11 protein-coding genes are annotated in these 8,898 nt (G+C 59.8%); 2 read left to right on the top strand and 9 right to left on the bottom strand.

Annotated elements, in window-relative coordinates; all coding sequences use genetic code 11:
- Positions 1 to 2: 2 nt before the first annotated feature.
- The 8 genes from ACF8R4_RS07940 to thrS form a co-directional block, all read right to left on the bottom strand.
- Positions 3 to 359: a MerR family transcriptional regulator gene (locus tag ACF8R4_RS07940; RefSeq protein ID WP_003250681.1), complete on the bottom strand. Its 357-nt coding sequence runs from the start codon at positions 357 to 359 to the stop codon at positions 3 to 5.
- Complete coding sequence (gene ihfA, locus ACF8R4_RS07935; protein WP_003250679.1) at positions 340 to 642, bottom strand: integration host factor subunit alpha; 303 nt, start codon at positions 640 to 642, stop codon at positions 340 to 342. The genes ACF8R4_RS07940 and ihfA overlap by 20 nt, the downstream gene beginning before the upstream one ends.
- Positions 643 to 646: 4 nt before the next feature.
- Positions 647 to 3,028, bottom strand: coding sequence for a phenylalanine--tRNA ligase subunit beta (gene pheT, locus ACF8R4_RS07930; RefSeq protein ID WP_156867897.1), 2,382 nt, complete (start codon positions 3,026 to 3,028; stop codon positions 647 to 649).
- 33 nt (positions 3,029 to 3,061) lie between these two features.
- A complete protein-coding gene (gene pheS, locus ACF8R4_RS07925; protein WP_060497299.1) occupies positions 3,062 to 4,078 on the bottom strand; it encodes a phenylalanine--tRNA ligase subunit alpha in 1,017 nt (338 codons plus the stop codon).
- Positions 4,079 to 4,187: 109 nt separating this feature from the next.
- Positions 4,188 to 4,544 carry a 50S ribosomal protein L20 gene (gene rplT / locus ACF8R4_RS07920; protein WP_003250671.1) on the bottom strand — a complete coding sequence of 119 codons (357 nt, stop codon included), beginning with the start codon at positions 4,542 to 4,544 and terminating at the stop codon, positions 4,188 to 4,190.
- 27 nt (positions 4,545 to 4,571) lie between these two features.
- The gene (gene rpmI / locus ACF8R4_RS07915) at positions 4,572 to 4,766 is read right to left on the bottom strand and encodes a 50S ribosomal protein L35 (protein ID WP_003250667.1); all 195 of its coding nucleotides are present in this window, start codon (positions 4,764 to 4,766) and stop codon (positions 4,572 to 4,574) included.
- Positions 4,767 to 4,828: 62 nt separating this feature from the next.
- On the bottom strand, positions 4,829 to 5,380 hold the full coding sequence (infC, locus tag ACF8R4_RS07910) for a translation initiation factor IF-3 (RefSeq protein WP_177337068.1): 552 nt from the start codon (positions 5,378 to 5,380) through the stop codon (positions 4,829 to 4,831).
- Positions 5,380 to 7,302 (bottom strand): threonine--tRNA ligase, encoded by a 1,923-nt coding sequence (gene thrS / locus ACF8R4_RS07905; RefSeq protein ID WP_060497300.1) that lies wholly within the window; start codon positions 7,300 to 7,302, stop codon positions 5,380 to 5,382. The genes infC and thrS overlap by 1 nt, the downstream gene beginning before the upstream one ends.
- Before the next feature lie 337 nt (positions 7,303 to 7,639).
- Between thrS and ACF8R4_RS07900 the strand changes: the two genes are divergently transcribed.
- Together ACF8R4_RS07900 and ACF8R4_RS07895 are read left to right on the top strand one after the other, a co-directional pair.
- Complete coding sequence (locus tag ACF8R4_RS07900) at positions 7,640 to 7,945, top strand: hypothetical protein (RefSeq protein ID WP_016711340.1); 306 nt, start codon at positions 7,640 to 7,642, stop codon at positions 7,943 to 7,945.
- Between the two features lie 162 nt (positions 7,946 to 8,107).
- Positions 8,108 to 8,320 (top strand): cold-shock protein, encoded by a 213-nt coding sequence (locus tag ACF8R4_RS07895; protein ID WP_003250656.1) that lies wholly within the window; start codon positions 8,108 to 8,110, stop codon positions 8,318 to 8,320.
- 73 nt (positions 8,321 to 8,393) lie between these two features.
- On the opposite strand, the gene ACF8R4_RS07890 is transcribed toward ACF8R4_RS07895, so the two are convergent.
- Entirely contained in the window at positions 8,394 to 8,714 is a 321-nt protein-coding gene (locus ACF8R4_RS07890; protein ID WP_060497303.1) for an I78 family peptidase inhibitor, read from the bottom strand.
- Positions 8,715 to 8,898 lie beyond the last annotated feature (184 nt).

The raw sequence follows: 8,898 nt of genomic DNA, 5'->3' as shown, positions 1-8,898 counted from the left end.
GCTCACTTCTTCAACACGACCAACACATCCTCCAATTCAACAATCATCTGCCGAATCAGCTGCTTGTACTGGCTCGATTCATCCTTAGCCTCATCACTGGAAAGCCGCAACCGCGCCCCGCCAATGGTGAACCCCTGGTCATAAAGCAGCGCACGAATCTGGCGAATCATCAGCACGTCCTGCCGCTGGTAATACCGCCGGTTACCCCGCCGCTTCACAGGGTTAAGCTGGTCGAACTCCTGCTCCCAATACCGCAGCACGTGTGGCTTTACCGCACACAGCTCGCTCACTTCACCAATGGTGAAGTAGCGTTTACCCGGTATGGGGGGCAGTTCGTCGTTATGGCTTGGTTCCAGCATAGGCCTCAACCCGGGCCTTCAACTTCTGCCCTGGACGAAAGGTGACGACGCGCCGTGCAGTGATCGGGATCTCTTCCCCTGTTTTGGGGTTGCGGCCCGGCCGCTGGCGTTTGTCGCGGAGGTCGAAGTTGCCGAAACCGGACAGCTTCACCTGCTCGTTCTCTTCAAGTGCGTGCCGAATTTCTTCGAAAAACAGCTCGACCAGCTCCTTGGCCTCACGCTTGTTAAGCCCCAGCTCCTCGTACAGCCTTTCGGCCATCTCAGCTTTCGTCAGAGCACCCATGCCGTTATTTCCTTAACGTGGTGTTCAACCTTTGTTCGAGCGAGGTGAGGATGTTTTGCAGGGTAGTGTTCACCTCATCGTCGTTAAGAGTGCGCGATGGATGCTGCCAGGTCAAGCCGACGGCAAGGCTTTTTCTATCAGGATCAATGCCTTTACCTTGGTAGACATCAAACAGCCTGAGGTCTGTGAGCCATTCGCCTGCATTGTCACGAATTAATTCAAGCACCGCGCTAGAAGGCACATCACGTCCTGCAATCAACGCCAGGTCACGACGGGTTTCCGGGAACTTGGACAGCTCGCTGAATTTCGGCAGGCGGCCTTCGACCACGTCGCCCAGCACCAGCTCGAACAGGAACACCGGGCGGTCCAGGTCCAGGGCTTTGGCCAGCTCCGGGTGGATGGCGCCAAGGTAGCCGACCAGCTTGCCATCACGCTCGATGGCGGCGGTTTGGCCTGGGTGCAGGGCTGGGTGCTTGCCGGCGCTGAAGGTGAAGTCGCTCAGCGCGCCGGAGTAACCCAGCAGGGCTTCCACGTCGGCTTTAACGTCGAAGAAGTCGACGCCGTCGCGGCCGTTGGCCCAGCCTTCTGGCAGGCGGCTACCGGTGATAACGCCGGCGATCATTGGCTGCTGTTGCAGGTCGCCCAGCTGGCCGACGAAGCGCAGGCCGCTTTCGAACAGGCGCACGCGGTCTTGCTGGCGGTTCAGGTTGTGCTGCAGCGCCTTGACCAGGCCCGGCCACAGGGACGCGCGCATGGCGGCCATGTCGCTGGAGATGGGGTTGGCCAGCAGCAGTGGCTCTACGCCCGGGCTGAACAGTTCGAACAGTTTCGGGTCGATGAAGCTGTAGGTGATGGCTTCCTGGTAACCGCGGGCAACCAGCAGGCGGCGCAGGGTTGGCAGGTCACCACGGGTTTCCGGCTTGCCTTGTGGGGCCAGGCGGGCTTGCGGGTAACGTACCGGCAGGTTGTTGTACCCGTACAGGCGGGCCAGCTCTTCGATCAGGTCCACTTCCAGGCTGATGTCGAAACGGTGGCTTGGGACGGTGACAGTCCACTGCCCTTCCCCATCACGGGTCGTGGTCAGCTCCAGGGCGTTGAGCAGTTGCTCGACCTGGGCGGGGTCCATTTGCATGCCGAGCATCTGGGTGATGCGTTCGTCACGCAGGGTGACCGGGGCCACGCTTGGCAGGTGCTGTTCGCTGACGGCTTCGACGACCGGGCCGGCTTCGCCGCCGACGATGTCCAGTACCAGCTGGGTGGCGCGCTCGAGGGCTTCGCGGGCCAGCTGCGAGTCGACGCCGCGCTCGTAGCGGTGCGAGGCATCGGTGTGCAGGCCGTAGGAACGGGCTTTACCGGCGACGGAAATCGGCTCGAAGAAGGCGCTTTCCAGGAACAGGTCGCGGGTTTTTTCGGTGTTTACACCGCTGTGCTCGCCACCCATGACGCCAGCGATGGCCAAGGCGCGGGTGTGGTCGGCAATAACCAGGGTGTCGGCGCGCAGGGCAACTTCCTGGCCGTCGAGCAGGACGAGTTTTTCGCCCTCTTCAGCCATGCGGACGCGGATGCCGCCGTTGATTTCTGCCAGGTCGAAGGCGTGCATCGGCTGGCCGAGTTCGAGCATCACGTAGTTGGTGATGTCGACGGCGGCGTCGATGCTGCGCACGTCGCTGCGGCGCAGGCGCTCAACCATCCACAGCGGGGTGGGCTTGCTGAGGTCGACGTTACGGATAACGCGGCCCAGGTAGCGCGGGCAGGCGACCGGGGCGCTGACTTCGACCGGGCGCACTTCGTCGTGGGCAGCCGGTACGGCTGGCACCACCGGGCGGGTGACCGGGGTGTTGTACAGGGCGCTGACGTCGCGGGCCAGGCCGGCGATGGACAGGCAGTCACCACGGTTCGGCGTAAGGCCGATTTCGATGCTGGCGTCGTCCAGGCTCAGGTAGGTGCGAATGTTTTCGCCAACCGGAGCGTCGGCAGCCAGCTCCAGCAGGCCATCGTTTTCTTCGCTGATCTGCAGCTCGGCAGCCGAGCACAGCATGCCGAAGGATTCGACGCCGCGCAGCTTGGCCTTCTTGATCTTGAAGTCGCCTGGCAGTTCGGCACCGATCATGGCGAACGGGATCTTGATGCCTGGGCGGGCGTTAGGGGCGCCGCACACGACCTGGAAGGTTTCCTGGCCGTTGCTTACCTGGCACACGCGCAGCTTGTCGGCGTCCGGGTGCTGCTCGGTGGCGAGGATTTCGCCCACGACAATGCCGCTGAACTGGCCGGCAGCGGGGGTTACGCTGTCGACTTCGAGGCCAGCCATGGACAGGCGGGCGACCAGTTCGTCACGGGAGACTTGCGGGTTTACCCAACCGCGCAGCCACTGTTCACTGAATTTCATGCTGTTCTCCTGAAAGTTGCGTCGGGCATTGACCTAGCGGAATTGCGCGAGGAAGCGCAGGTCGTTGTCGAAGAACAGACGCAAATCGTTGACGCCATAGCGCAGCATGGCCAGGCGCTCGGCGCCCATGCCGAAGGCGAAGCCCTGGAACTCTTCCGGGTCGATGCCAGACATGCGCAGCACGTTCGGGTGCACCATGCCGCAGCCCATCACTTCGAGCCAGCCGGTTTGCTTGCACACGCGACAGCCATTGCCGGAACACATCACGCACTGGATGTCGACTTCGGCGGACGGCTCGGTGAACGGGAAGAACGATGGGCGGAAACGTACCGCCAGTTCTTTTTCGAAGAACACGCGCAAGAATTCTTCGATGGTGCCCTTGAGGTCGGCGAAGTTGATGTCGCGATCGATCAGCAGGCCTTCGACCTGGTGGAACATCGGCGAGTGGGTGATATCCGAGTCGCAGCGGTATACGCGGCCCGGGCACACAATGCGAATCGGCGGCTGGGTGGACTCCATGGTCCGCACCTGCACCGGCGAGGTGTGGGTGCGCAGCAGCATGTTGGCATTGAAGTAGAAGGTGTCGTGCATCGCCCGGGCCGGGTGGTGGCCGGGGATGTTGAGCGCTTCGAAGTTGTGGTAGTCGTCTTCCACCTCTGGGCCTTCGGCAATGCCGTAGCCGATGTGGGTGAAGAACTGCTCGATGCGCTCGAGTGTACGGGTGATCGGGTGCAGGCCACCGGTGGCCTGGCCACGGCCTGGCAGGGTGACGTCAATGCATTCGGCAGCCAGGCGAGCGCTGAGCTCTGCCTCTTCAAAGGCAGCCTTGCGGGCATTGAGCACAACGGTGACGCGCTCTTTGGCGTCGTTGATCAGCGCGCCGATTTTCGGGCGCTCTTCGGCTGGCAGGTTGCCCAGGGTCTTCATCACCTGGGTCAGCTCGCCCTTCTTGCCGAGATAATTTACCCGGATCTGTTCCAGGGCATTGATGTCTTCAGCGCGCTCCACGGCCTCCAGGGCTTGAGAGACCAGCGCATCCAGGTTTTCCATGTACAGACTCCAGATACGAAAATAGGGGAAGAGCTTTGAAGGCTCTTCCCCTATCGATGACGTTCAATGCCCGGCGACGCTAGCGCCGCCGGGTGATTGCCTCGGGTACTTAAGCCAGAACGGCTTTAGCTTTCTCGACAATCGCAGCAAACGCCGCTTTTTCGTTCACTGCCAGATCGGCCAGAACCTTACGGTCGATTTCGATCGAAGCCTTTTTCAGGCCAGCAATCAGACGGCTGTAGGACAGACCGTTGGTGCGGGCACCGGCGTTGATACGAGCGATCCACAGTGCGCGGAACTGACGCTTCTTCTGACGACGGTCACGGTAGGCATATTGACCAGCCTTGATGACAGCCTGCTTGGCAACGCGGAATACGCGCGAGCGCGCACCGTAGTAGCCTTTAGCCAGTTTCAGAATTTTCTTGTGACGCTTACGAGCGATGACGCCACGCTTAACACGAGCCATGAGTAACTTCCTCTATCTAAACCAGAATTAACGTACGCGCAGCATGCGCTCGACTTTTGCCACGTCAGACGGGTGCAGCAGGCTGGCACCGCGCAGTTGACGCTTACGCTTGGTCGACATTTTGGTCAGGATGTGGCTCTTGAAAGCGTGCTTGTGCTTGAAGCCGGAAGCGGTCTTCAGGAAGCGCTTCGCAGCACCGCTCTTGGTTTTCATTTTTGGCATGTTGGAACTCCGCATTCGATAAAAATTACACAATAATCATCAGGCCTGCCGTGCCCGGGAGATTACTTCTTCTTTTTGGGGGCGATGACCATCATAAGCTGGCGTCCTTCCATCTTAGGATGCTGCTCAACGGCGCCGTATTCGGCGAGGTCGGCTTCGACCCGCTTCAACAGCTCCATGCCCAGCTCCTGGTGGGCCATCTCACGGCCGCGGAATCTCAGAGAGATCTTGGCCTTGTCCCCATCGGTAAGGAAACGTACCAGGTTGCGTAGTTTTACCTGGTAATCCCCTTCTTCCGTCCCTGGACGAAACTTGATTTCTTTGATCTGGATCTGCTTCTGGTTTTTCTTGGCTTCGTTGGCCTGCTTCTTCTTCTCGAAGAGGTGCTTGCCGTAGTCCATGACCTTGCAGACGGGCGGTTGCGCGTCTGCAGAGATTTCTACCAGATCCAGCTTCGCTTCATCAGCGATACGAAGCGCTTCATCAATCGAGACGATGCCAATCTGCTCGCCGTCAGCGCCAATTAACCGAACCTCGCGTGCCGAGATATTCTCGTTGATCGGGGCTTTCGGTGCAGTTCGTTTATCGTTTCTCATTTCACGCTTAATAGTCATTACTCCGATTCTAGGCGACCGCGCTGGGCAACAGCGCTGTTGAGCAGCTGCGTGAATTCAGCCACCGGCATGGAGCCGAGGTCTTTGCCTTCACGGGTGCGTACGGCGACGGTCTGCGTTTCGACTTCGCGATCCCCTATAACCAAAAGGTACGGGACCTTGAGCAAAGTATGCTCGCGGATTTTAAAGCCGATCTTCTCATTTCTCAAGTCCGACTTGGCACGGAAACCGCTACCGTTCAGGGTATTTTCTACCTCGAGGGCAAAATCGGCCTGTTTGTCGGTGATATTCATGATCACAGCCTGGGTTGGCGCCAGCCACGCCGGGAACACGCCAGCGTAGTGCTCGATCAGCATGCCGATAAAGCGTTCGAACGAACCAAGGATGGCGCGGTGCAGCATGACCGGGCGTACTCGGCTGTTATCTTCGGCGATGTAGCTGGCATCCAGGCGCTCTGGCAGGTTCGGGTCGTACTGCAGGGTACCGCACTGCCAGTTACGGCCGAGGCAGTCGCGCAGGGTGAACTCGATCTTCGGGCCGTAGAAGGCGCCTTCGCCTGGCTGGTATTCCCACTCCAGGCCGGATTCGTTCAGGGCGTCGGCCAGTGCACCTTCGGCACGGTCCCACAGCTCTTCGGAGCCCACACGCTTGGCCGGGCGGGTCGACAGCTTCATGGCGATGTCGGTGAAGCCGAAGTCCTTGTACACGTCCAGGGTCAGCTTGATGAAGTCGGCGGCCTCTTTCTTCACCTGCTCTTCGGTGCAGAAGATGTGCGCGTCGTCTTGCACGAAGCCACGCACGCGCATGATGCCGTGCAGGGCGCCGGACGGCTCGTTACGGTGGCAGGCACCGAACTCGGCCAGGCGCAGTGGCAGGTCGCGGTAGCTCTTCAGGCCCTGGTTGAATACCTGCACGTGGCACGGGCAGTTCATCGGTTTTACCGCGTAGTCACGGCTTTCCGACGAAGTGGTGAACATGTTCTCGGCGTAGTTGGACCAGTGGCCGGAACGCTCCCAGAGGATGCGGTCGACAACCTGCGGGGTCTTGATTTCCTGGTAGCCGTTGACGCGCTGAACCTGGCGCATGTACTGCTCAAGCACCTGATACACGGTCCAGCCGTTGGCGTGCCAGAACACCATGCCCGGGGCTTCTTCCTGCAGGTGGAACAGGTCGAGCTGCTTGCCGATTTTGCGGTGGTCGCGTTTTTCGGCTTCTTCGATGCGCTGGATGTACGCAGCCAGCTGCTTCTTGTCGGCCCAGGCGGTGCCGTACACGCGTTGCAGCTGCTCGTTCTTGGCATCGCCGCGCCAGTAGGCGCCGGACAGCTTGGTCAGCTTGAATGCCTTGAGGAAGCGGGTGTTCGGCACGTGCGGGCCGCGGCACATGTCGACGTATTCTTCGTGGTAGTACAGGCCCATGGCCTGCTCGTCCGGCATGTCTTCGACCAGGCGCAGCTTGTAGTCTTCGCCACGGGCGGTGAACACGTCGATGACTTCGGCACGCGGGGTCACTTTCTTGACCACGTCGTAGTCTTTGTCGATCAGCTCCATCATGCGCTTTTCGATGGCGGCCATGTCTTCTGGGGTGAAGGGGCGCTCGTAGGCGATGTCGTAATAGAAGCCTTCATCGATGACTGGGCCGATCACCATCTTGGCGGTCGGGTACAGCTGCTTCACGGCGTGGCCAACCAGGTGGGCACACGAGTGACGAATGATCTCCAGTCCCTCTGCATCTTTAGGGGTGATGATCTGCAGGGTGGCGTCGTGGCTGATCAGGTCACAGGCGTCGACCAGCTTGCCGTCGACCTTGCCGGCCACGGTGGCCTTGGCCAGGCCGGCGCCGATGGATGCGGCGACTTCGGCTACGGATACGGCGTGATCAAACGAACGTTGACTGCCATCGGGAAGAGTAATAACGGGCATGGCGCCTCCTCTCCTAGTGGTGACCCCTACCAAAGGTCACGTGGGTTGGGATGAGCCAGTACAAGATCCGACCTGCCCTCCTTTACAGGAAGCCTGCCTCACAGTGGCAGAAGCCTTTCGGCTTGCGAGGGACGAACCAGAGTGACTGGAAAGAAAAAAGATAGCTGCAAGCTGAACGTTGTCAGCTGCAAGCCGGGCATGCTAGCACGCGGGTTGCACGCCAGGCAGAAATATTTGGAAATTACGGACTTCGGCTGAACTAACGCGGAAAAATTCCTATCAGACCTTGGGAAGCAACCTACTCTTGATGAGACCTTAACCCAAGGAGTAACTGGTTATGCGAGTTCCGTCTCTTCTGGCCCTGGCGGCCGCTGGGGCCCTGCTGCTGCCGATGGCGGCGAACGCTGGCAACTTCCCACCAGGCAAGGAAGCTGGCTACATGGCCCAGTGCACGCAAGTGGCCAGCGGCCAGGGCGTTGACGCCGCGACCGCGAAAAAACACTGCGACTGCGGCGCCCAGGCCATCAAAAAGAATTTCACCGACGCGGAGATTGCCGACCTGGACAGCAACGACGGGGTGGACGCCAAGCTGATGCAGAAGGCCCAGACGGTCGTTCAGCAGGCGTGCAAGCCTAAGAGCTGAAACCTTAAAGCCAGGGTCAGCCAGCCATTCTTTGAGCTGGATCAATATCCTGCGAAGGTAAAAGGCGCTAGATGCGCAGAATTAGACTATGATGTGTCCCGTGCTCCGTAGCCTCGGCCGCATTGCACCACTGAAAAAACTAAATGTTCTGGAGATTCACCCATGTCCAATCGCCAACAAGGCACCGTCAAATGGTTCAATGATGAGAAAGGCTACGGCTTCATCACCCCAGCAGGCGGCGGCGACGACCTGTTCGTTCACTTCAAAGCCATCGAATCTGACGGTTTCAAGAGCCTGAAAGAAGGCCAGACTGTTTCCTTCGTCGCCGAGCGCGGCCAGAAGGGCATGCAGGCTGCACAGGTTCGTCCGGAGTAATTCGGATAGCTGTAAAAAAACCCGCCCTTGTGGCGGGTTTTTTTATGGGTGTTGCCCCCGCCTGTACAGGCCTTCAACCGCAGTTAACGCGGGTGACCTTGCCTTGCTCGTCTACATTCAGGTTCAGGCGCTCGGAGCGGTACTCCAGGGTGACCACGTCGTGCGGCTTGAGTATACGTGCCATTTGCGAGCCACTGGCCTTGCGCGCCTGCTCCAGCAGCTCGGCACTGCCTTGCTTGCCAATGGCGAAATCGGCACCGCTGGCCTCGCAACGGCCATCATTGCCAGCCGCTGCGGCTGGTGCATCGCCACCACCTGAGTTACCGCCAGTGCTGCAACCAGCCAGGACAGCAGCCACCGCCAGGGTTGCCAACATTGCACGGGTACGGAACATGAAGCCTCCTAAATCGATCTGGGAACTGCCTGTTCCGACAGCTCCACCAAGAATTCGTTGCAAAACCGCGCAAGTCTGCCTGAACCGGGCGCCCCGAGCGAAAGGCAATCGTGACCGAATTTTACCAGTCAGCCGACGAGGCGCTTGGTTTGCGCTGCAAAGTCATGATTTACTTTAGGAAGTG

It is taken from the genome of Pseudomonas sp. FYR_2 (genome assembly GCF_043106425.1).
Lineage (GTDB): Bacteria > Pseudomonadota > Gammaproteobacteria > Pseudomonadales > Pseudomonadaceae > Aquipseudomonas > Aquipseudomonas monteilii.
The sequence above is the reverse complement of the archived record's forward strand: the minus strand, read 5'-3'. Positions and strand labels throughout refer to the sequence as shown.

Excerpts from the sequence above, each read along its gene's own strand:
- pheT (WP_156867897.1), bottom strand. The coding sequence starts at position 3,028 with ATGAAATTCAGTGAACAGTGGCTGCGCGGTTGGGTAAACCCGCAAGTC.
- ACF8R4_RS07890 (WP_060497303.1), bottom strand. The coding sequence starts at position 8,714 with ATGTTCCGTACCCGTGCAATGTTGGCAACCCTGGCGGTGGCTGCTGTC.
- rpmI (WP_003250667.1), bottom strand. The coding sequence starts at position 4,766 with ATGCCAAAAATGAAAACCAAGAGCGGTGCTGCGAAGCGCTTCCTGAAG.
- infC (WP_177337068.1), bottom strand. The coding sequence starts at position 5,380 with ATGACTATTAAGCGTGAAATGAGAAACGATAAACGAACTGCACCGAAA.
- ACF8R4_RS07895 (WP_003250656.1), top strand. The coding sequence starts at position 8,108 with ATGTCCAATCGCCAACAAGGCACCGTCAAATGGTTCAATGATGAGAAA.
- ihfA (WP_003250679.1), bottom strand. The coding sequence starts at position 642 with ATGGGTGCTCTGACGAAAGCTGAGATGGCCGAAAGGCTGTACGAGGAG.
- rplT (WP_003250671.1), bottom strand. The coding sequence starts at position 4,544 with ATGGCTCGTGTTAAGCGTGGCGTCATCGCTCGTAAGCGTCACAAGAAA.
- pheS (WP_060497299.1), bottom strand. The coding sequence starts at position 4,078 with ATGGAAAACCTGGATGCGCTGGTCTCTCAAGCCCTGGAGGCCGTGGAG.
- thrS (WP_060497300.1), bottom strand. The coding sequence starts at position 7,302 with ATGCCCGTTATTACTCTTCCCGATGGCAGTCAACGTTCGTTTGATCAC.
- ACF8R4_RS07900 (WP_016711340.1), top strand. The coding sequence starts at position 7,640 with ATGCGAGTTCCGTCTCTTCTGGCCCTGGCGGCCGCTGGGGCCCTGCTG.
- ACF8R4_RS07940 (WP_003250681.1), bottom strand. The coding sequence starts at position 359 with ATGCTGGAACCAAGCCATAACGACGAACTGCCCCCCATACCGGGTAAA.